General features: G+C 70.2%; 19 protein-coding genes, 2 tRNA genes and 1 other RNA gene. 9 read left to right on the top strand and 13 right to left on the bottom strand.

Features of this window, described 5'->3' with window-relative positions; translation table 11 throughout:
* Positions 1-36: 36 nt before the first annotated feature.
* The 6 genes from WJM95_RS15545 to WJM95_RS15520 form a co-directional block, all read right to left on the bottom strand.
* On the bottom strand, positions 37-216 hold the full coding sequence (locus tag WJM95_RS15545) for a hypothetical protein (protein WP_037615173.1): 180 nt from the start codon (positions 214-216) through the stop codon (positions 37-39).
* Between the two features lie 386 nt (positions 217-602).
* Entirely contained in the window at positions 603-1,514 is a 912-nt protein-coding gene (locus WJM95_RS15540; RefSeq protein ID WP_339130330.1) for an ADP-ribosylglycohydrolase family protein, read from the bottom strand.
* A gap of 127 nt (positions 1,515-1,641) precedes the next feature.
* A tRNA-Ser gene (locus tag WJM95_RS15535) sits at positions 1,642-1,726 on the bottom strand.
* 90 nt (positions 1,727-1,816) lie between these two features.
* On the bottom strand, positions 1,817-2,248 hold the full coding sequence (gene tadA, locus WJM95_RS15530; protein ID WP_339135584.1) for a tRNA adenosine(34) deaminase TadA: 432 nt from the start codon (positions 2,246-2,248) through the stop codon (positions 1,817-1,819).
* A 285-nt stretch (positions 2,249-2,533) separates the two neighbouring features.
* Positions 2,534-3,073, bottom strand: coding sequence for a hypothetical protein (locus WJM95_RS15525; RefSeq protein WP_339135582.1), 540 nt, complete (start codon positions 3,071-3,073; stop codon positions 2,534-2,536).
* A gap of 984 nt (positions 3,074-4,057) precedes the next feature.
* Positions 4,058-4,240: a hypothetical protein gene (locus tag WJM95_RS15520; protein ID WP_209441133.1), complete on the bottom strand. Its 183-nt coding sequence runs from the start codon at positions 4,238-4,240 to the stop codon at positions 4,058-4,060.
* A 138-nt stretch (positions 4,241-4,378) separates the two neighbouring features.
* Between WJM95_RS15520 and upp the strand changes: the two genes are divergently transcribed.
* Positions 4,379-5,014, top strand: coding sequence for a uracil phosphoribosyltransferase (upp, locus tag WJM95_RS15515; RefSeq protein ID WP_339130329.1), 636 nt, complete (start codon positions 4,379-4,381; stop codon positions 5,012-5,014).
* A 120-nt stretch (positions 5,015-5,134) separates the two neighbouring features.
* On the opposite strand, the gene WJM95_RS15510 is transcribed toward upp, so the two are convergent.
* Complete coding sequence (locus tag WJM95_RS15510) at positions 5,135-5,791, bottom strand: LytR C-terminal domain-containing protein (protein ID WP_339130328.1); 657 nt, start codon at positions 5,789-5,791, stop codon at positions 5,135-5,137.
* A gap of 90 nt (positions 5,792-5,881) precedes the next feature.
* Positions 5,882-6,178, bottom strand: a complete 297-nt coding sequence (locus WJM95_RS15505) for a type II toxin-antitoxin system VapB family antitoxin (RefSeq protein ID WP_003999914.1) — start codon at positions 6,176-6,178, stop codon at positions 5,882-5,884.
* A gap of 105 nt (positions 6,179-6,283) precedes the next feature.
* On the opposite strand from WJM95_RS15505, the gene WJM95_RS15500 reads away from it, so the two are divergent.
* Complete coding sequence (locus tag WJM95_RS15500; protein ID WP_339130327.1) at positions 6,284-7,918, top strand: helicase HerA-like domain-containing protein; 1,635 nt, start codon at positions 6,284-6,286, stop codon at positions 7,916-7,918.
* An 84-nt stretch (positions 7,919-8,002) separates the two neighbouring features.
* On the opposite strand, the gene WJM95_RS15495 is transcribed toward WJM95_RS15500, so the two are convergent.
* Positions 8,003-8,596 (bottom strand): HhH-GPD-type base excision DNA repair protein, encoded by a 594-nt coding sequence (locus WJM95_RS15495; RefSeq protein ID WP_339130326.1) that lies wholly within the window; start codon positions 8,594-8,596, stop codon positions 8,003-8,005.
* A 140-nt stretch (positions 8,597-8,736) separates the two neighbouring features.
* On the opposite strand from WJM95_RS15495, the gene WJM95_RS15490 reads away from it, so the two are divergent.
* The 3 genes from WJM95_RS15490 to WJM95_RS15480 all read left to right on the top strand — a co-directional run bounded on the left by WJM95_RS15490 (position 8,737) and on the right by WJM95_RS15480 (position 13,381).
* A complete protein-coding gene (locus WJM95_RS15490; RefSeq protein ID WP_339130325.1) occupies positions 8,737-10,797 on the top strand; it encodes a penicillin acylase family protein in 2,061 nt (686 codons plus the stop codon).
* On the top strand, positions 10,787-11,419 hold the full coding sequence (locus WJM95_RS15485; protein ID WP_339130324.1) for a GNAT family N-acetyltransferase: 633 nt from the start codon (positions 10,787-10,789) through the stop codon (positions 11,417-11,419). Before WJM95_RS15490 ends, WJM95_RS15485 begins: the two co-directional genes overlap by 11 nt.
* 63 nt (positions 11,420-11,482) lie before the next feature.
* On the top strand, positions 11,483-13,381 hold the full coding sequence (locus WJM95_RS15480) for a copper resistance protein CopC (RefSeq protein WP_339130323.1): 1,899 nt from the start codon (positions 11,483-11,485) through the stop codon (positions 13,379-13,381).
* A 605-nt stretch (positions 13,382-13,986) separates the two neighbouring features.
* On the opposite strand, the gene fxsT is transcribed toward WJM95_RS15480, so the two are convergent.
* Entirely contained in the window at positions 13,987-17,013 is a 3,027-nt protein-coding gene (fxsT, locus tag WJM95_RS15475) for an FxSxx-COOH system tetratricopeptide repeat protein (RefSeq protein WP_339130322.1), read from the bottom strand.
* A 115-nt stretch (positions 17,014-17,128) separates the two neighbouring features.
* On the opposite strand from fxsT, the gene WJM95_RS15470 reads away from it, so the two are divergent.
* Positions 17,129-17,662 carry a hypothetical protein gene (locus WJM95_RS15470; RefSeq protein WP_339130321.1) on the top strand — a complete coding sequence of 178 codons (534 nt, stop codon included), beginning with the start codon at positions 17,129-17,131 and terminating at the stop codon, positions 17,660-17,662.
* A 58-nt stretch (positions 17,663-17,720) separates the two neighbouring features.
* On the opposite strand, the gene WJM95_RS15465 is transcribed toward WJM95_RS15470, so the two are convergent.
* The gene (locus tag WJM95_RS15465; protein ID WP_339130320.1) at positions 17,721-18,305 is read right to left on the bottom strand and encodes an Ig-like domain-containing protein; all 585 of its coding nucleotides are present in this window, start codon (positions 18,303-18,305) and stop codon (positions 17,721-17,723) included.
* A 139-nt stretch (positions 18,306-18,444) separates the two neighbouring features.
* The gene (locus WJM95_RS15460) at positions 18,445-18,966 is read right to left on the bottom strand and encodes a GNAT family N-acetyltransferase (RefSeq protein ID WP_339130319.1); all 522 of its coding nucleotides are present in this window, start codon (positions 18,964-18,966) and stop codon (positions 18,445-18,447) included.
* 106 nt (positions 18,967-19,072) lie between these two features.
* On the opposite strand from WJM95_RS15460, the gene WJM95_RS15455 reads away from it, so the two are divergent.
* On the top strand, positions 19,073-19,282 hold the full coding sequence (locus WJM95_RS15455) for a helix-turn-helix domain-containing protein (RefSeq protein ID WP_339135580.1): 210 nt from the start codon (positions 19,073-19,075) through the stop codon (positions 19,280-19,282).
* Positions 19,283-19,291: 9 nt separating this feature from the next.
* The gene (locus WJM95_RS15450) at positions 19,292-20,551 is read left to right on the top strand and encodes a site-specific integrase (protein ID WP_339130318.1); all 1,260 of its coding nucleotides are present in this window, start codon (positions 19,292-19,294) and stop codon (positions 20,549-20,551) included.
* Between the two features lie 79 nt (positions 20,552-20,630).
* Here WJM95_RS15450 and WJM95_RS15445 read toward each other — a convergent pair.
* Positions 20,631-20,718 (bottom strand) — tRNA-Ser (locus WJM95_RS15445).
* Positions 20,719-20,790: 72 nt separating this feature from the next.
* Here WJM95_RS15445 and ffs point away from each other — a divergent pair.
* Positions 20,791-20,889, top strand: an RNA gene (gene ffs, locus WJM95_RS15440) — signal recognition particle sRNA small type.
* The last annotated feature ends 78 nt before the right edge of the window (positions 20,890-20,967 follow it).

The raw sequence follows: 20,967 nt of genomic DNA, 5'->3' as shown, positions 1-20,967 counted from the left end.
CACGCACTCCCCGCCGGACGGTGACGGTGTCCGGCGTCAGTTCTTCGCGCCGTCGGCGATCCAGGTCATGAAGTCGCCTATCGCCCCGGCGGCGTTGGATATGCCCTCGAACGCTATCTGTACGTAGTCGGCTGCCTTGGCCGGGTCCGTGATGATCACGTAGAGCGCGAAGACCACGAGCACGTAGATGGCGATCTTCTTCGAATTCACCGCCATGGCGGCCTCCCCTGTGACTCCTGCGTCCGTCGGCCCCCTGCTGCCGGCGGCGAGTGTAACCTTCACGCCCGCTTTAAGGACCAACGGCCCGCTGGTAGAGGTCCTTTGCCGGGCCTGTGCGGCGCCCTCGCGGTCCAGGATGGAAGGGAGCCCCGGCAGGACCCGACAGGAGTCCACGGGGCCCGGAGGGACCCCACTGCGGGGTCTCGCCGCCCGACTTCCCCCGAGACGGCGGCGCGGACTTGCGGGTCCCTTCGTGGGGGAAGGGGCGCCCCCGATAGCGCTCCTTCCCCCTCCTCTGTGGGAGCGGAGAACCCCTCCGGGTACGGAGAGGCCCCGGCGACCGAGCGGCGCCGGGGCCTCTCCGTGTCACTCCGCCCCGCCCTCTACTCCGTCACGACCGGGGGCAGCGGTTCACGGGCCGCGTGCCAGGCGGGCGGGAGCCCCGCGACGCCGGTGCGGGCGGCGATCACACCGCCCGCGACGGCGCAGGTGGTGTCGATGTCGCCGCGCCCGGCGACCGTGAGCCACAGGCCCTCCTCCAGGTCGTCGAGATGCCCCGCCGCGCACCACAGGGCGTACGGGACGGTGTCGGGACCCGACATCCGGTAGCCGGAGCCCAGGACCTCCGCCGCGTGCCGGACCGAGGTGTGTTCCGGCATCCGGGCCGCGATCCGCACGCCCGAGCGGACGTCGCTGTCGGGGAGCCGCTCGGCGACGGCCCGGAGGAACTCCGGCCGGGCCGGAGCGGGTCCGCCGCGGCTGCGGGTGGCCAGCGCCGCGGCGACGGCGACCGCGACGGCCCCCGTGACGGCCTCCGGATGGTGGTGCGAGACCTCGCTCTGGCGGGCGGCCTGCTCGGCGACCGCGTCGAGGTCGCCGGCGTGCCAGGCGCCGAGCGGGGCGGCGCGCATGGCCGCGCCGTTGCCCCAGGAGCCCTGCCCGCCGAACTGCCCGGCGACCACCTCCCGCCAGGGCTCGCCCGCGCCGATCCGGCGGAGCACGTCGTGCATCGAGGCCCCGTAGCCGCGGTGCGTGTCGTCGGCGTACGCGGCCGCGAAGCCCAGGGCGAGGCGGTCCTGGTCGACCGTGCCGCCGCCCTCGGCGAGTTCGCGGACGAGGACGACCGCCTGCGCGGTGTCGTCACTCCACTGCCACAGCGGTTCCGGGGGCAGGGTCCTGGCCTCCAGGGCCTCCGGACCCTCCCGGCGCAGGATGCCGAACCAGCGGTCACCGAAGGCGTCGCCGAACGCGAGCCCGTGCAGCGAGTCCAGCACGGCGGGGGGCACAGTGATCATCGGCGCAGTATGGCAATCGGACGACCACCCCCGCGCTCCGATTTACGGGCCGGGTACGGGGCGCTCCGATTCCGGGCCGGGTACGCGCGAAGGGCCCGATCCAATGGATCAGGCCCTTCGTCTACCGCGGTAGCGGAGGGATTTGAACCCTCGGTGACTTGCGCCACACTCGCTTTCGAGGCGAGCTCCTTCGGCCGCTCGGACACGCTACCGAGGGAGACCCTACCCCAAGGTGGGCCATGGTCTGAAATCCGTTTCGGCGACCCCGGCGGCGGAAGGTTCCGCGGACCGGCCGGGTCCCGTCAGCGGTCGCGGAAGAAGTCCGTGAGCAGGCCGGCGCACTCGGCGGCGAGCACGCCCTCGATCACCTCGGGGCGGTGGTTGAGCCGGCGGTCGCGGACGACGTCCCACACGGATCCGGTCGCGCCCGCCTTCTCGTCACGGGCGCCGTACACCACCCGCTCGACCCGGGACTGGACGAGCGCGCCCGCGCACATCGTGCAGGGCTCCAGGGTGACGACGAGCGTGCAGCCGGACAGCCGCCACTCGCCGAGCCGGGCGGCGGCCCCGCGCAGCGCGAGCACCTCGGCGTGCGCCGTCGGGTCGCCGGTGGCCTCGCGTTCGTTGTGCCCGGCCGCCAGCACGGTCGTACCGTCCGCGGACAGCACCACGGCGCCGACGGGAACGTCCCCGCCCCGGAGCGCCAGCCGTGCCTCGTCCAGCGCGAGCCGCATCGGGGCACGCCACGGGTCGCGTACGGGGTCGGACGGCGGGGTCGCCTGCTGCGGGGTGCTCACCCGGGGAACCTAGCGGAATCCCGCCCGATCGGCCGTCCCCCGCCGTCCTGCCGTCTTCACCCTCCCGGGAGGACGCCCGGCTGACGGACGTCCGGCCGACGGCAGGCGAAGATCCGGCCCGGTGGATCGGGCCGGTTCGCCGGTATGGGGGAAGGCTCGTGGGCGGGAGGACCGGCCGGGCCGCCGTTTCCGGAGGCCCGGGGTCTGTCCCGGGGACCGGCCCTAGCGGACCGTCTCCAGGACCTCTGCCGCTCCCAGGGCCTCGGCGATCGTGCCGAGCGCGTCGCCTTCGTCCAGGGCCAGCAGTTCCTTCTCGCTCACTCCGAGGTCCGCGAGGATGTAGCGGTCCCCGACGGGGCTGTGCGAGACGGCGTCGCCGGACACGCTCCCCTGGTCCTCCTCGTCGTCCTCGGAGTCCCCTGGTTCACCGTCCTCCGTGCCGTCCAGATCGAGGGAGTCCAGGTCGGCGTCGTCGTCGCCCGGCTCCCGTCCTAGTAGCTCGTCCGTGAGCAGGATCTCGCCGTACGAGCTACGGGCGGCCGCGGCGGCGTCCGAGACGTAGATACGGGGATCCTCCTCGCCGTCCACGCGGACGACGCCGAACCACGCGTCCTCCTGCTCGATGAGCACGAGCACCGTGTCCTCGTCCGAGACTTCACGGGCCAGATCGGTCAGATCCGACAGGGTTTCCACATCGTCGAGCTCTGTATCGCTCGCTTCCCACCCGTCTTCGGTGCGCGCGAGCAGTGCGGCGAAGTACACCGTGACTCTCCCACTGGTCATAGGTGTGCCGGTTGGGGTTCCCCCCGGCGGAGGCTGTGGGCGAGGAGTGCTGCTGCTCCGAGCCCCGCCCACTCGGAATCGTGGCAGAAAGACAGCGTTCAGGGGACGTCTTCGGCCTGCTGTGTCCGCCCGGTCTGATCGCTAACAGCGGATCGTACGCGGCTGCCCGCGCCACGTGGACACCTCCCCGCCCGACACGTCCGCCACACGGCCCCTCGTGTCACGCGCGCGGCCCGGTTCCACGGAGGCCGGGCGGCAGGGCTCCCCCGGGCGCGGCCCGGCCGCCGCGCGGGCGCGTCCTCCCTGCCACGACGGGTCCGCCGGCGACGCCGGTCCGGGCGCCCCGCGCGGCCCTCCCACGGGCCCCGGGGCATCGGGCGCACGGTGAAACGCCCCCGATTCCCCGCGTGGGCGTGTCGGCGGGGCCGATGGAGGGTCCGTCCGACGCGTGGCGCGGGGGCCGGGGCGTGGCGTGGCGGCCCGGTGCTCGGCGCGCGGGCGTGACGCACGTGGGGGGACCGGGGCCGTTCCGGAAGGCGGCCCCAGCGGTGGCGCGGGGACCCGTCGGGGCGGGCCGGTGAGCGGGCCGGTGAGCGGGTCGGTGGGCAGGCCGGGAGGTGGCGTGGGGATCCGTCCGGGCGGGTCGGTGGGCAGGCCGGGAAGTGGCGCGGGGATCCGTCCGGGCGGGTCGGTGAGCAGGCCGGGAAGTGGCGTGGCGGCCCGGTGCTCGGCGCGCGGGCGTGACGCACGTGGGTGGACCGGGGCCGTTCCGGAAGGCGGCCCCAGCGGTGGCGCGGGGACCCGTCAGGGCGGGCCGGTGGGCAGGCCGGTGAGCGGGTCGGTGGGCAGGCCGGGAGGTGGCGTGGGGATCCGTCCGGGCGGGTCGGTGGGCAGGCCGGGAGGTGGCGCGAGGACCCGTCAGGGCGGACCGTTGAGCGGGTCGGAGGGCGCCGTGGGCGGCCGTTACCAGCGGAAGGTGCGCATGCGCATCGCGTGGCGCAGGCGGGCCGTCTTGGCGCGACGGGGCTGCACCCGGTCACGCAGCTCGCGCGCCTCGGCCAGGTCGCGCAGGAACTGGGCCCGTCGCCTCCTGCGCTCGGCGTCGGTCTCCAGCCGTTCGGACGACTCCTCTTGCGGGTTCCGCATTGGCACACCACCCCAGGTCCGTCCCTCCCACCTTCCCTCCGCCGGGGGGTTTGATGCCAGCGGACGGGTGATGCGGGCCGGTGGCCCTTGCCGGGCGGGTCAGTGGCGGGTGCCGTGAGCCCCGCTAATGTTGTGGACATGCGTCTTCACGTCGTCGACCACCCCCTGGTCGCCCATAAGCTCACCACCCTGCGCGACCAGCGCACCGACTCCGCGACCTTCCGGCGGCTGGCCGACGAACTGGTCACCCTGCTCGCCTACGAGGCCACCCGCGACGTGCGCACGGAGCAGGTCGACATCGTGACGCCGGTCTCCCCGACCACGGGCGTCAAGCTCTCCTACCCGCGCCCGCTCGTCGTGCCGATCCTGCGCGCGGGCCTCGGCATGCTCGACGGCATGGTCCGGCTGCTGCCGACCGCCGAGGTGGGCTTCCTGGGCATGGTGCGCGACGAGGAGACGCTGGAGGCGTCCACGTACGCCACCCGGATGCCGGACGACCTCTCCGGCCGTCAGGTGTACGTCCTGGACCCGATGCTGGCCACCGGCGGCACGCTCGTCGCGGCGATCCGGGAGCTGATCAAGCGCGGCGCGGACGACGTCACCGCCGTGGTCCTCCTGGCCGCCCCCGAGGGCGTCGAGATCATGGAGCGCGAACTGGCGGGCACCCCGGTCACCGTGGTCACGGCCTCGGTCGACGAGCGCCTGAACGAGCACGGCTACATCGTGCCGGGCCTGGGCGACGCGGGTGACCGCATGTACGGGGCCGCCGAGTAACAGCCCGCGACCACGGGCCCGGTCCCGGAGCCGGTGGCTTCGGGACCGTCACCCGGGCGGGGCCGGTGATTTCGGGGCCGGCCCGGTGCCGGTGACGGCAGACCCGGGCCGGTCCCGGGGTCAGCAGTGCTTCTTGGCGTCGGCGGGCGCCGGCGCGGGCTGCGTCAGGACGGTCAGCGCCTTGTCGGCGTCCTCCTTCTTCGACAGTGTCTTGAAGGCGGTGCCGATGATCAGGTCGACCGTGGTGGCCTGGGCGCGGCCGTCGGTCTTCAGCTGGGCGCCGGAGAGCTGGGTGTTGAGGACGGGCAGCGCGGCCCGGTCGGCGCCCTTGGCACCGAGCAGTATCCCGGCGCCCGGGACCTTCTTGTCGTACGCGGCCGTCGCGTTGCCCACGTCACCGATCTTGAAGCCGCGCTTCTTCAGCTCGTCGGCCGTCTGCTTGGCGAGCCCGCTGCGGGGCGTCGCGTTGAAGACGTTCACGGTGATCTGAGCGGGCTTCGGCAGCGTGGCCGCGACGGCGGCCGCGGCGGACGCCTTCGCCTCCGGCGTGACCTTCGAGGCGCAGTCCGCCTTGGTGTCCGCCGCGGTGGCCTTGCTGCCGCCCGTGTAGATGTCGATGAGCTGGAGGGACCCCCACCCGATCAGCCCGAGAACGGTCACGGACGCGACGCTCACGAACGCGAACCTGCGACGCCCGCTTCGTCGGCGCATCCGCGGGTACTTGTCCCCCGTGATCCGATACTGGCCACCCATGCCAGGGGGAGTAAGCATGCTCATGGGCGCAGCGTAGTGCGCCGGGGCGCCAATGCCTACTAGATGATCATTGCCCGGCGTTCAGTTCAACCCATTGGGGTCAAGCCGTGGCCATTAGTCCAGTTCAAGAACGCGCGCGTGCAGCACCTGGCGCTGCTGGAGCGCGGCGCGGACGGCGCGGTGGAGGCCGTCCTCCAGGTACAGATCGCCCTGCCACTTGACGACGTGCGCGAAGAGGTCGCCGTAGAAGGTGGAGTCCTCGGCGAGGAGGGTCTCCAGGTCCAGCTGGCCCTTGGTCGTCACGAGCTGATCGAGGCGGACCGGGCGCGGGGCGACGTCCGCCCACTGGCGGGTGCTTTCCCGGCCGTGGTCGGGGTACGGCCGGCCGTTTCCGATGCGCTTGAAGATCACACGGAAAGCCTACCGGTCAAGACCTTCCGGGCGCAGCCATGGCGGCGGAGTGCGACGCTGGAAAAGGTGTCGCAAATCCTTGCAAACCGGGAACAGGGGTCTGATATGAGTGACGGCGAGACCATGCGCTCGACTGCCGCAGGGACCGCTCCCGAACAGGCTCCCGGCGCCCCCGCGCTCCCGGCCGAGGCACTGGGGATCGCCGCCGGATACGCCTTCGCGGGCCCCGCCCTCGACCTCGGCGCCCTGCTCTGGGACGGGACGTGTCTGCCCGACGCGCAGATCCGCGTGCCGCTGCCGATGCTCAACCGGCACGGCCTGGTGGCGGGCGCCACCGGCACCGGGAAGACCAAGACGCTCCAGCTGATCGCCGAACAGCTGTCGGCGCAGGGCGTCCCGGTCTTCCTCGCCGACGTCAAGGGCGATGTCTCCGGCATCTCGGCCCCCGGTGAGCCCGGGGCGAAGGCCCAGGAGCGGGCCCGGGAGGTCGGCCAGGAATGGACACCGGCCGGCTGTCCGGCGGAGTTCTACGCGCTCGGCGGTCTCGGCCACGGCATTCCCGTACGGGCCACGGTCACCAGCTTCGGTCCCGTGCTGCTGTCCAAGGTGCTCCAGCTCAACCGGACACAGGAGCAGTCGCTCGGGCTGATCTTCCACTACGCCGACCAGAAGGGCCTGGAACTGGTCGACCTCAAGGACCTGCGCGCGGTCGTTGCCTTCCTGACCTCGGACGAGGGCAAGCAGGAACTGAAGGGGATCGGCGGTCTGTCCACCGCCACGGCGGGGGTCATCCTGCGCTCGCTCACGGCCTTCGAGGCGCAGGGCATGAGCCCGTTCTTCGGGGAGCCGGAGTTCGACACGGGCGAACTCACGCGACGGGCGCCGGACGGCCGGGGCGTGGTCTCGGTCCTCGAACTGCCCGCGGTGCAGGACCGGCCGCAGCTCTTCTCCACGTTCCTGATGTGGATGCTCGCCGACCTCTTCCACGACCTCCCGGAGGTCGGCGACGCCGACCGGCCGAAGCTCGTCTTCTTCTTCGACGAGGCGCATCTCCTCTTCAGCGACGCGTCGAAGGCGTTCCTGGAGTCGATCACGCAGACCGTCCGGCTCATTCGCTCGAAAGGAGTCGGCGTCTTCTTCGTGACACAGACGCCGAAGGACGTTCCCGCGGACGTACTCGCCCAGCTCGGCAACCGCGTCCAGCACGCGCTGCGCGCCTTCACCCCGGACGACCAGAAGGCCCTGAAGGCCACCGTGCAGACGTTCCCCGACTCCCCGTACGACCTCGAAGAGGTGCTCATGGGCCTGGGCACCGGCGAGGCTGTGGTCACCGTCCTGAGCGAGCGGGGCGCCCCGACGCCGGTCGCGGTGACCCGGCTGCGCGCGCCGCGGTCGCTGATGGGCCCGGTCGAGGCGGACGCGCTCGACCGGGCGGTGCGGGAGTCGCCGTTGTACGGGCGGTACGCGCAGGCGGTGGACCGGGAGTCGGCGTACGAGAAGCTGACGGCCGCGCGGGACTCCGGTGCGTCCTCGACTCCCCCGGCCGCCTCGGGGCCCAGGACGGGACCCGAGGCCGGGCCGGGGCGCTCCGGGGGCGGGGGCCGCCCGAAGGAGGAGGCATCCATGGTCGAACAGGTCGTCGGCAGCGGTCTGTTCAAGTCCCTGGCGCGGTCGATGGGCACGCAGATCGGGCGGGAGATCACCCGGTCGCTCTTCGGGACGGCGCGCAAACGGCGCTGACGCCGGCACCGGCCGAGCGGCGGCCGAGGTGCGGCCGAGGGTGGGGAGACGCGCGGGGCCCGCGAGACGTGCTGCGGCCCCGGGTCAGCCCCGGGCCGCCTTCGCCGCCTTGGCCGCCGCCTTCATCTCCTGCTTGTGGGCGCGGACCTTGGTGAGCGACTCCGGTCCGGTGATGTCGGCGACCGAACGGAAGGAGCCGGCCTCGCCGTACGGGCCCGCCGCCTCGCGCCAGCCCTCGGGGGCGACCCCGAGCTGCTTGCCGAGGAGCGCCAGGAAGATCTGGGCCTTCTGCGGACCGAAGCCGGGCAGTTCCTTGAGGCGGCGCAGCAGCTCCTTGCCGGTCCCTGCGTCCTTCCACACGGCGGCGGCGTCCCCGTCGTAGTGCTCGACGAGGTACTGGCACAGCTGATGGACGCGCTTGCCCATCGAACCGGGGTAGCGGTGCACCGCGGGCTTGGCCGAGAGCAGCTCGGCGAACTTCTCCGGGTCGTACGCGGCGATCTCGTGCGCGTCGAGATCGTCCGCCCCCATCCGCGTGGCGATCGTGTACGGCCCCGCGAAGGCCCACTCCATCGGCACCTGCTGGTCCAGCAGCATGCCGACCAGGGCGGCGAGCGGGCTGCGGCCGAGCAGTTCGTCGGCCTCGGGCTGCTGGGCTAGGTGAAGCGTGACGTCCATGGACCGATGATCTCGCGTGCGGTGGCGGGCCGCTCGGCCGCGGCCGTCGTGGCCGGGCCGGCTTCACCCGGTCTCCACTCCCGACGTACTATCCGAGAGTTAATTAGGTTAGCCTAACCTGACATGACTGGGGATGGACCGTGACCGCCGAGATCTACCGTGACACCTGGGGCATCCCGCATCTGCGCGCGGGCGACGCCCTCGAACTCGCCCACGCCCAGGGCCGAGTCACCGCCCTGGACCGCGCCTGGCAGATCGAGGTCGAACGCCACCGGTCCCGGGGCACCTCGGCCGCGTTCCTCGGCGCCGAGTCCGTCGGCTGGGACCGGTTCGCACGGCAGGCCCGGCTCGACGACACCGCGCGGCGCTGCTTCGCCTCCCTGGAGGAGCGCGACCCCGAGAGTGCCGCGTGGGTCGTCGCGTACGTCGACGGAGTCAACGCCGGTCTGGCCGAAGGGGCCGCGCGGGCGCCCGAGTTCGCCCGGAGCGGGCTCGTTCCGGGCCACTGGGAGCCCTGGAGCCCGATGGGCGTCTGGCTCGGCACCCACATCCTGTTCGCCGGGTTCCCCGCCAAGCTGTGGCGCGAGGAGGTCGTACGGCGCCTCGGCGCGGACGCGGTCCCGTTGTTCGCCATGGACGGGCCGGGCACGGCGGGCAGCAACGGATGGCTGGTGAGCGGCGAACGCACCTCCACCGGGCGGGCGTTGATCGCCGGTGACCCGCACCGCTTCATCGAGGACCCCGGCGTCTACCAGCAGATCCGCCTGTCCTGCCCGGAGTTCGACGTCGTCGGCCTCGCCGTCCCCGGCGTCCCGGGCATCGCCCACTTCGCCCACGCCGGAACCGTCGCCTGGGCGATCACCAACGCGATGGCCGACTACCAGGACCTCTACCGCGAGCGGCTGCGGCACGGCGACGGCGGAAGCGTCGAGGCGCTCGATCCCGACGGGGTCTGGCGGGTCGCGGAACGGCACGTGGAGCGCGTGGAGGTGGCCGGCGCCGAGCCCGTCGAGGTCGAGGTGACCGAGACGGCGCGCGGGCCCGTGGTGATCGGGGGCGCCGGTGCCGAGGAGTCCGTCAGCCTGCGCTACCCGCCCCGGGTGACCGGGGACCTCGGATTCGGCGCGCTCCTGCCGCTGCTGCGGGCCCGCCGCGTCGCCGACGTGGACCGGGCCTTCGACGTCTGGGCGGAGCCGGTGAACGTCGTGCAGGCCGCCGACACCGAGGGCGGGCTGCTGCACCGGGTCGCGGGCCGGGTCCCGGTGCGCGCCGCGGCCAACCGCGTCCGGGTGGTGCCCGCCTGGGAGGCCGGCCACGAGTGGACCGGCTGGCACGAGATGCCGCACGGCCCGGTCGAGGACGGACTCGCCGTGATGGCCAACCAGCGCGGCCCCGCCGCCCCGCTCGGCGTCGAGTTCGCCCCGTCCCACCGCGCCGACCGCATCCGCCGACTGCTGGACACGGGACGGACGTTGTCGGCCCGGGACATGCCGGCCATCCACATGGACACCCGTCTCGGGTCCGCGGCCGCCCTCCTGGAACCGCTGGCAGCCCTGGACCTCTCCGCCCCCGCGGCCGCCCTGCGGGACCAACTCCTCGGCTGGGACCGGCACATGGACGCCGACAGCGGCACGGCCGCCGTCTACGCGCGAGTGCGCGACGCGGCCGTACGACAGCTGGTGGCGCACCCGGCGCTCGCCGCCCTGGCCGAACCGCCCGCCCTCCCGGCCGTCTTCCTGCCCTGGCTCGCGCTCACCCCGCGCGTCGCCTTCGCCCTGGAGAACCTGCTGACGGCGGGGGAGCCGTACGGCATCGACCGCGACGCCGTGGTGCGGGCGGCCGTCGAGGAGGTGGCCGCGGAGCCCGTCACCGGCACCTGGGGCGACACCCACCGGCTCGCCCCCTGGCGGGCGCTCACCGGCGCCGCGCACGACGAACCGGCCCTGTCGGGCGACAACGACTGCGTCCTGTCCACCTCCTCGCTCCCGGGACTGACCGACCTGAGCGCCCGCGGACCCGCGGCCCGGTACGTCTGGGACCTCGCCGAGCGGGACGACAGCCGATGGGTGGTCCCGTTCGGCGCCGACGGCGTCCCCGGCGCGGCCCACCACCGCGATCAACTCCCCTTGTGGCTCACGGGAGATCTCGCCCCGGTGACCACCGACTGGAACGCCCTGACCAAGGAGAGCGATGACGACTGAGACGTACGCCGACACCCGCGAGGCCGTCCACGAGCAGCGGATCGAGGGCTTCGGCACGGTCCGCGTGCTGCCCCTGGACCCGCACGCCGACCTCGACGTCCTGCACGGCTGGGTCACCGAGGAACGGGCCGCGTACTGGGGGATGACCGGGTTCACCAGGCAGCAGGTGCTGGAGACCTATCTGCACCTCGACTCGCTCGACACCCACCACGCCTTCCTCACCGTCAAGGACGGCGTACCGGCGGCGCTGTTCCAGACCTACGAGCCCGGGGCCGACCGGGTCTGCGAGTGCTACGAGGTCCGGCCCGGCGACATCGGCGTCCATCTGCTCATCGGGCCCCCCGCGCCCGGCGCCGGCGCGCGGCCCGGCTGGTCGTCCACGCTGCTGGGGGCGTTCCTCGCGTACGCCCTGACCGGCCTCGGCCGGGAGCGGGCCGTCGTCGAACCCGACGCCCGCAACAGCAGGGCCATCGAGCGGCTGGCGAGGCAGGGCTTCGTCGACGCCGGGGACATCGTGCTCCCCGGGATCGACCTGCCCGAGGTCCGTCTGCCCGAGAAGCGGGCCCGGCTCGCCTTCCTGACGCGCGAGGCCTTCGAGAAGGGCCCGACGGCTCCGAGGTGAGCCGGACGCGGCCCGATTCCGTACATGACCGAGACTCTGGACATGCGGATACGGAGACGGCGTGTGAACGGAAGCTGGCAGCGAGAGCGGCGCTTCGGCGCCCGGGCGCTGGCCCTGCTGGGCGGCGTCCTGGTCCTGGTGCTCTTCGGCGGGGTGAGCGGCGCGTCCGCCCACGCCGCTCTGACGGGCACCGATCCGCAGGAAGGCAGTGTGCTGAAGTCGGCGCCCCGGCGGGTGACCCTGACGTTCAGTGAGTCGATCGGCCTGTTCGACGACTCCTTCCGCGTGCTCGACCCGGAGAACCGGCGCCTGCGCACCGGGGAGGCGGAGCACGCGGACGGCAGGTCCGACACCGCCGGGGTCACCCTGCCGCGCGGCCTCGCCGAGGGCACGTACACCGTCGCCTGGCGGGTCGTCTCGGCGGACAGCCACCCCGTCTCCGGCGCCTTCACGTTCTCCGTCGGCAAGGCCTCCGCGACCCCCGTACCGCTGCCGCCCACCGCCGGCGACCCCCTCTCGTCCGCCCTCTACGGCATCGCCCGCTACACCGCCTACTGCGGACTCGCCCTGTTCATCGGCGCGGTCACGTTCGTGGTGGGCTGCGGTTTCCCCGGATCCGTACGGCGTCTCCTGGTCACCGGCTGGTGGATCCTGCTCGGCTCCACGTTCGCGCTGCTCCTGCTGCGCGGCCCCTACGAGCGCGGCACCGGCGTGTCGGGGGCCCTCGACCCCGCGACCCTCAGCGACACCCTGGCCGGCAGGCCGGGCATCGTGCTGGTGGCGCGCCTTGCGCTGCTCGCCGCGGTGGCCTTCGTGCCCCCGCGCGTGCCCGTACGGGAGCGGGGGGCGGCCCGGGGCGTCCTCGTGCTCGGCACGCTGTTCTCCCTGGCCCTGGCGGTCACCTGGGCCGCCTCCGAGCACGCCTCCGCCGGGATCCAGGTCCCCGTGGCGATGGTCTCCTCCGTGCTGCACCTGCTCGCCATGGCGGTGTGGCTCGGCGGTCTGGCCGCCCTGCTGACCGCCCTCCACCGCCCCGCCGAGCCGGTCCCGCCGTCCGTCGTCACCCGCTTCTCCCGGCTCGCCCTCACCTCGGTCGCCGTCCTCGCGGTCACCGGCGTCTACCAGGCCTGGCGCGGCCTCGGCTCCTGGGACGCCCTGACCTCGACGGCGTACGGCAGGCTCCTGACCGTGAAGATCGTGCTGGTGGCGCTGCTCCTGGCGGGAGCCGCGTTCTCGCGCCGCTGGACGGCCCGGCTGGCGGCGACGGCCCAGTCCCCGGCCACGGCCGAACGCGCCGCGGTCCCGGTCGCCGTGACGGCGGGAGCGGGGACGGTCGAGGCCGGCACGGCCGAGGAGGGTCCGGCGGATCCGGCGGGCACCGGAGCGACGGTCGGCGAGGAGCCCACGGACGGACCGGGAACCACGGACGGACCCGGGGGCCCTGAGGCCACAGGGACCACCGACCACGATCACCAACACCACCACCGGGGACTGCGCCGCTCGGTGCTCGCCGAGGTCACCGTCGGGGTCGTGGTGCTGGTCATCACGACGATGCTGACCGGCAGCCAGCCGGGCCGCGTGGCGGCGGAGAGCGCCGACGCGGTCGCGGCCGTGCGCCGGGTGACCTCGAAGACGACCGTGGTCCCCTTCGACGTCGGCACCCCGGGCGGGCACGGAAAGGTGTCGGTCGAGCTGACGCCCGGCCAGGTGGGCGAGAACTCCGTGCAGGCCGTGGTCTTCGGCCCCGACGGCGGCCTCGCGACGGTCCCCGAGGTGCGCGTGACCTTCACCCTGGAGTCACAGAAGGTCGGCCCGATCGACGCGGAGATCACCGACAAGGGCGGCTACTGGACCTCCGACGGCCTGACCCTCCCCCTCCCCGGCACCTGGACGATGAAGGTCACGGTCCGCACCAGCGACATCGACGAGGTCACGGTCTCGAAGAAGGTCGAGATCGACTGACCCCGGCGGCCCGAGGAGAGCCCGGAACCGCGAGCACGCCGACGTACGTGCCGCGGTCCGGGCCGCACCCCTGGAGGGCCTGCCCGTTCACCGCGGCGGCGACCAGATCGACCGCTCCGGCACCCCTTCTGGACAGAAACCAGGACGACGAGGGCCGAACACAACGAAGCAGGGCCCCACCTTGCGGTGGGGCCCTGCGACATCGTGCCCGGTGAGGCACTGGCGGAGGATACGAGATTCGAACTCGTGAGGGGTTGCCCCCAACACGCTTTCCAACTCTGCTGGTTTGCGTTCCTGGTGGTTCAGGACCGTTCATCTCCTGCGTGTCACCTTCTGCCAGCACGGCCGTGAACGAGCGCGAACTCCAACGGATGAGACTGTCGTTGAGACTGGACGACAGGTCAGTCGGCAGATTTACAGACCGCGCGCATGTCTGCCTCTGACCAGGAACTTGAGCCACCGCAAGGTGAAGTTGCCCCACGCTTGCCCCACCAAGTAAAGACCGTTAGTGCCGTCAGCTTTCATGCCGTGTCGTGTCTGGGCTGAGAGCTGACCACGGTGTGAGCGTGACCTGCATGCCTATTGCAGACAATGACCGCGCTTCATTACCGCCGTTTACGGCCGAAGCGACCTTTGCTCTTTTTCAACTTGCCGCCAGTCAACTGCTGCGCCTCATGAGTCCTTCCCATAGCGGTCAGCAAAGCGGCGAGATTCTGGGTGGCACGCGCAGTTTTGGGATGCTTTACACCAAAGAGGCGCAGGTAGCCGACGCGCGCCTCCTTCAAGAGGGCAACCGCCGCCGGGTACTGGCGGAGAACGTGCAGCGTGGCGGCGAGGTTGACAGCGGATGTGAGGGTGTCAGGATGGTCCTCGCCCAGAACACGGCGGCGATGCGCGAGAACATCCTCCTTCATGCGGCGAGCCTCCGCATACTCCCCCAAGGAGTGCAGGGTGGTAGCGAGGTTATTCGCGGATGTGAGGGTGTCGGGGTGATCTTCGCCCAGAACACGGCGGTGACGCGCGAGAAGATCCTCCTTCATGCGGCGAGCCTCCGCATGCTTCCCCAAGTCACTCAAGGTGCTGGCAAGGTTGCTAGCGGATGTGAGGGTGTCGGGGTGATCCTCGCCCAGAACACGGCAGTGACGCGCGAGAACATCCTCCAGCATGCGGCGAGCCTCCGTATGCTCCCCCAAGTCACTCAAGGTGCTGGCAAGGTTGCCGGCCGAATTGAGGGTGTCGGGGTGATCTTCGCCCAGAACACGGCGTTGACGCGCGAGAACATCCTCCTTCATGCGGCGAGCCTCCGCTTGCTCCCCCAAGCGACTGAAGGTGCTGGCGAGATTGCTAGCGGATGTGAGGGTGTCGGGGTGATCCTCGCCCAGAACACGGCGGTGACCCGCGAGAACATCCTCCTGCATCCGGCGAGCCTCCGCATGCTCCCCCAAGTCACGCAAGGTGCTGGCAAGGTTGCCAGCGGATGTGAGGGTGTCGGGGTGATCCTCGCCCAGAACACGGCGGCGACGCGCGAGAACATCCTCCTGCATCCGGCGAGCCTCCGCACGCTCCCCCAAGTCACCCAAGGTGCTGGCAAGGTTGCCAGCGGATGTGAGGGTGTCGGGGTGATCCTCGCCCAGAACACGGCGGCGACGCGCGAGAACATCCTCCAGCATGCGGCGAGCCTCCGCATGCTCCCCCAGGTAGGCCGTGGTGACGGCAAGGTCGTTCGCGGAGTGAAGGGTGTCGGGGTGATCCTCGCCCAGAATACGGCGGCGACGGGTGAAGGTGTCCTCGATGATGAGGTGGGCTTTGTTGAAGTCTCCGAGGTCGCCGGTCGCGTGCCCCACATACTGCGCACAGGTGAGGGTGTCGGGGTGGTCCGGCCCCAAATCAGCACTCCATGCCTGATGCAGCGCCGTGCTGAGGTCATAGGCGGTGCGTGGCAGGCCGGTACGGATGAGGAAGTGAGCAGCTTTTGTGAGCGTGGGGCGCAGTTCGGGCCGGTCGGCGATGACGGCGGCGACGTGGGGGGTGGTGAGGTGGGCGGTAAGGGAGGCCCACCCTGGCCAGTCGGCCGGAGATTGCGGGTCGCCCGGATTGACTGCTGCGAGGACAGCAGTGACATCGTCGTGAATGACTGCGATCAGGTCAGGACTGCTCTGAGTGCGGAGGATGGCCTGGGTGAGGCGGTGAATCTGGAAGGCGTCGAAGTCGGTGCGGGCCAGTCCGAAGCGGCCTAGGGGCTGGAGGGCTTTGCGCGGCCACATCGGGTCGTCTGGATCACTGGGAATCGTGGCCAGACGGGGGCGAGATGCCTCTAGCCAGGCGATAGGGATGGGTTCAGGGCCGAAGAAGGCACCGAGCCGGAGCAGCGCGTGGGCGTCGGGATGGCCGTCGTCCGCGAGGCGGGAGGCGGCGATGTTGACCGTCGCGGCCAGTGACGCGGGGTAGTCGCGGACATCGCTCTCCTGCAGGAGGCGCTCAGTGTTGGTGGTCAGGAGTTGCCGGTAGCGGTCCAAGGTCATGCCGCTGCGCAAAACTCCCACAGCCTGGGCGAGAGCAAGAGGAAGGTCACCGAGATCCTGCGCCAGAAGCTCGGCGCGCTCGGCGGTCAATCCCGGGATACGACTCTGGAGGTAGACCAGGGAATCACTGCGGGTGAACACGTCCAGGTCACTCCGGTGAGCGATCCCGTGCCAGTCCGGGTTGCGTGAGGTGATCAGAACATGGCCTAGGCCCTCGGGGAGCCAGGGCTCGATCTGATCAGGTTGTTCAGCATTGTCGAGAATGAGAAGCCAGCGGTGCCGCGTCCGTAAATGCTGGAGAAGAGCATAGGCGTTGGCCTCGGCGCCAGCATCGAATTTGGCGATACCGAGGCAGTCGGCGAGTTCGGTGTAGCGAACAGGCAACTGGTCAGCCCGTTCGGCGTCGACCCACCACACGAGGTCGTACTGGCTTGCGAAACGGTGAGCGTACTCCAAGGCAATCTGGGTCTTTCCGATGCCGCCCATCCCCTGGAGCGCCTGGACCACTGCTTGGTGTCCACTGAGCAGACCGGTACGAACCTGCCCCAACACGGCCTCGCGGCCAGAGAAGTCGGGGTTGCGGCGACGGACATTCCACACCTCGGGCAGACCCACGCTGCTGGGTAGTCGGGGATGCTGTGTATCAGGTTTTGTAGTCGTATCGGCCGAGGTGGCGCCAGGGAAGGCGACCGGACCGGTAGGGGGAACCGGTCCACTCACGGCTTCGAGCAGGGCAGCAGTAGCGGCGGTTTCATCCAGATCGTGAACGTCTGTGCGCAGCCTCCCCGCCAGGAGGGTGGGGATGTCGTCATCGGCCAGAAGCTCGATCGCCACCGGAACGAGGCGTCCCCGCAGGGCCACGACGGCCGACCACTCCTCCCGGGTCCATCGGTTGGGGGCGAAGTACTGCCTGGAAAACAGGGCCACCACCGCGTCGGCGTTGTCGAGAGCAAGGTTCATCTTCTGGACGAAGTCGTCCCCGGTGCGCCAGCTCCACCGATCCAGCTCGACCTGGTGCCCGGCCTGCTGGAGTCGCCAGCTGGCCCACTCCGCCCAGGCCTGGTCCGGGCCTGCGTAGCTGACAAAAATTCGTTGCGCGATGTCGGTCACCGTTGACCCCCAAATCCCCTGGCGCTCGCGATGTGGAGCACTGGCCATGATCTCGCGTATAGCGTGGGACAGGGTAGAGAACGCGGAGATCTCACAAGTAGAAAGAGGCAGGGAAATGGCCCAGGCGCCGAAGAACGTGGAAGTCAGGCTGAAGCTACCGATGCTTGAGATCGCAGGTAGCTGGGAGCCAAACGACGCGGAGCGACGAGCTGCCTGGGAGCTGTATGTAGAGCTGATCACCCGAGTGTCTGTGGTGCCGCTGGGGGAGGACGAGGGCCTGCTGCGAGAGGCGCTGACGAGCCTGTACTCGCTGTTCGGCACCACTCGCGAGATCCTGCGCCGTTACGGGCCGCAGATCGCCGAACCGAAACGGAATGGCGAGTACAACTTCGGGTACCTGGCGGTGGCAATGCTCAACTACGCTGTACGCCCGCTCCTTGCCGCCTGGCATCCTGCGTTGGAGGACTGGGAGAGCCGCCGCCCTGCGGATCGCTCCCGCCGCGACCATGAGCACTCCTGGCCCCAGTCGGCTCAGCTGCGAACCGCCTTGAACGACACCCGTCGCATCCTTGCCGCGTACGCCGATCTCCTCGCCACCGCCTGCGGCGTACCCAACCTCCTTGGAGCCTATCCAAACCCCCGCTCCTGACGCACCACGAGGCGGGAGGTGAGCGTTCCTCGCTTGTTCCGCTCAGTCGTCGAACTGCTCACGGACTCTCGCCATATACGGCGACGGAGTACGAGATCTCAAGAACCTCGGGCTTGCCCTTGAGTTTGATCGAGTAACGGATGCCATCCGTGCCTTCGAAATCTGCCCAAGTCGTGTAAGTGGCCGTGCCGTTTGCCTTGTTGAGCTTCACAGTCCCGTACTTCGGTTTCGAGAGGAGCTTAATCTCCACATCCGTCGCCGTGAGGCCCTCGTCGTCATCGAGAGGGTCCTCGGACAGAGTCGTACTGTTGGCGTCCTCTGCGGTTACCGAGTCCAGAAGGTCGAACTTCTTAGGCTTGCTGACATCGACCCAGTGGATGTATCTGTCGCCAGAGTAATCCTCTAGGCGCCAGTCCGGCGGCTTGGCCTGCTGCGTCGTCCCAGCCGCAGGCTCGCTCGATTTTGCCCAATCCGGCTCGTAATTGTCCATGCTGCAACCCACGAAGACGACCGCGCCGATGAAGACGAGCATGACGCAGCCCAAGCAGTAATCCGTGAAACTTTCCCCACCCTTTTTGGCCACACTCACCCGTCCCCGCCAAAGCCTTACCTCGATCGCCGGGGGATCGTACAGCATCGCCATTGGCCCTCTGACCTGCGGCTCAGGCTGTCGTCACGGTCGGCTGCATGTCTAGGGCTGCTGCCCCGGCGCAAGCGCGCTATGGAGGCATCCGTCAGCGCACTGGACAAAGACTCAGGACGAAGAGCGGCAGCGTCGTCGGTCATCCGTTTGCCACGGGAGGTTGTCCGACCAAGCGCTGGAAGAGCGCTCCCGACCTGCGGTGTGGCAAATCGACGATGCGCACGAGTTCGAAACCTGCGGCCGAGTAGTAGCCGTGCAGCCCCTCGTTGTCCTTCCACGCGTCCAGCCGAAGCCACTTCTTGCCTTGAGAGGCAGCCCGACCTGCTGCCCACTCCAAGAGTCTGGCCCCAAGCCCTGCGCCGGCCGCGTCACGACGCACAGCCATGCGGTGCAGGTATAAGGCTGTGGCCGGTTCGTCGTCTGGTGTCCAAAACTCCGGATCGGCGAACTCGTCTAGCTGGAGCGTCGCGACCGGGGCGTCACCCTCGAACGCAATGAAGCACACCCCCTGTTCAAGGGCTGCCGAGATGCGGTCGCGGTGCGGCGGGTACTGCCATTGATCAATGCCGCGAGACGCGAGCCAAGTGGAAGCGCCGCGCAGCAGCGCTTCCACTGTGTTGAGTTCATAGGGGGTGCCGGGTCTGATGTGCAGATCGTTCATGCTTCCTCGGTGGAGGCTTCGCGTTGCCGCTCGTAGGAGATCACATGCCGGTCTCCGGGTAGCACGCTGACTGCGACGCGTACGGGCTGTCCCTCGGTCGTGAACCCTGTCACGACGTGTAGCCCAACTGGAGTTCCCGGACCGAGAGGAAGCCGCCCGCCGTCTGAGCATCGGCCGAACCACCATGTACGCGCTCATCCGCGATGGCGCAGTGCAGACCGTGCCGATCGGCCGGTCCCGTCGAGTTCCCGTGCATGCGCTCACTGACTACCTCGCCGAGCGCATGCAGTCCCGATCCACGAACGCAGTCGCGTAAGGAGTGCTCATGGCCAAGCGCGCCAAGCGCGCAGATGGTGCATCGTCCATCTACTTCGGTAAGGACGGCTTCTGGCACGGTCGCGTCACTGTCGGCGTCTGTGACGACGGGAAGCCCGACCGGCGTCACGTCAGCAGCAAGGTCAGTGAAGCGGAGGTGATCAAGAAGGTCCGCGCGCTGGAGAAGCGGCGCGACGAGGGGAAGGTCCGTAAGCCTGACCGGCCGTGGACCGTCAAGGCGTGGCTCCTGCACTGGGTGGAGGAGATCGCAAAGCCGTCGGTGCGGGAGAACACCTACGCCGGATACGAGGTGGCCGTTCGGGTGCACCTGATTCCCGGCGTAGGCGCTCACCGACTGGACAAACTGGAGCCTGAATACCTGGAACGCCTGTACGCGAAGATGCAGGCCAACGGGAGCAAGGCCGCCACTGCTCACCAGGCGCACCGCACGATGCGTACGGCTCTCAATCACGCGCTTCGCCGGGGCCACGTCACCCGGAACGTCGCCACCCTCGCGGTACCTCCCCGAATCGAGGAGGACGAGGTCGAGCCGTACGACATTGAGGAAGTGCAGCGGCTCCTGTCTGAGGCCGCCAAGCTGCGTAACAGTGCCCGCTGGTCCCTCGCTCTTGCGCTGGGACTGAGGCAGGGCAAAGCTCTCGGGCTGCGCTGGTCGGATGTCGACCTCCAGAACGGCATTCTCCGCGTGAGGAAGAACAGGCTGCGGCCGAAGTATCTGCACGGTTGCGGCGGCGACTGCGGCCGAAAGTCCGGGTACTGCAAGCAGCGGGTCCGAAGGAACGAGGACACGGCCAACACCAAATCGCGCGCCGGCCGCCGGGTGATCGGCGTTCCGGGTGAACTGGTCAGGCTGTTGGAACTGCACCGCAAGGAGCAGGACCGGGAGCGCCTGCTCGCTGGCCAGGAGTGGCAGGACACCGGTTTCGTCTTCACGTCCCCCGTGGGCGCGCCGCTCGTGCCCAGCACGGATTACGACGCGTGGAAACAGCTCCTGGCCGATGCCAAGGTGCGGGACGGTCGTCTGCACGACGCCCGGCACACCGCGGCCACGGTCCTGCTCATCCTCGGTGTTCCAGAACGAGTGGTGATGCAGATCATGGGCTGGTCGTCCACGGCCATGGCAGCCCGCTACCAACATGTCACGGGCGGAATCCTGGCCGACGTGGCACAGCGGGTTGGCGGTCTCATCTGGGAAGTGGCCAAGGCTGCCGACGATGGCGGCCCTGAGGGCTCCGAGGGAGCGCGTTGAGACTGTAGATGAGACCGCATACGAAGAAGGGCCCCGCTGCAAGCAGCAGGGCCCTTCGACATCGTGCCCGGTGAGGCACTGGCGGAGGATACGAGATTCGAACTCGTGAGGGGTTGCCCCCAACACGCTTTCCAAGCGTGCGCCCTAGGCCTCTAGGCGAATCCTCCGCGGCAAACAATACAAGACGTTGAGGAGTGCTCGCGAACTCGTTCCCCGCCCCGGGGATCCTGTACTCTTTGCGGAGCCCCTCACGTGGCGCTATCTGACTGAACTCCCCCAGGGCCGGAAGGCAGCAAGGGTAGGTCGGCTCTGGCGGGTGCGTGGGGGGCGCTTGCGTTTCCGGGGCGGTCGCCCCGACGGGCGCCGGGGCCGCGCACGGGATGCGTTCGGGATGCCCTCGGAGCGGTCCTTGATGT

The organism is Streptomyces sp. f51, assembly GCF_037940415.1.
Taxonomy (GTDB): domain Bacteria; phylum Actinomycetota; class Actinomycetes; order Streptomycetales; family Streptomycetaceae; genus Streptomyces.
The sequence above is the reverse complement of the archived record's forward strand: the minus strand, read 5'-3'. Positions and strand labels throughout refer to the sequence as shown.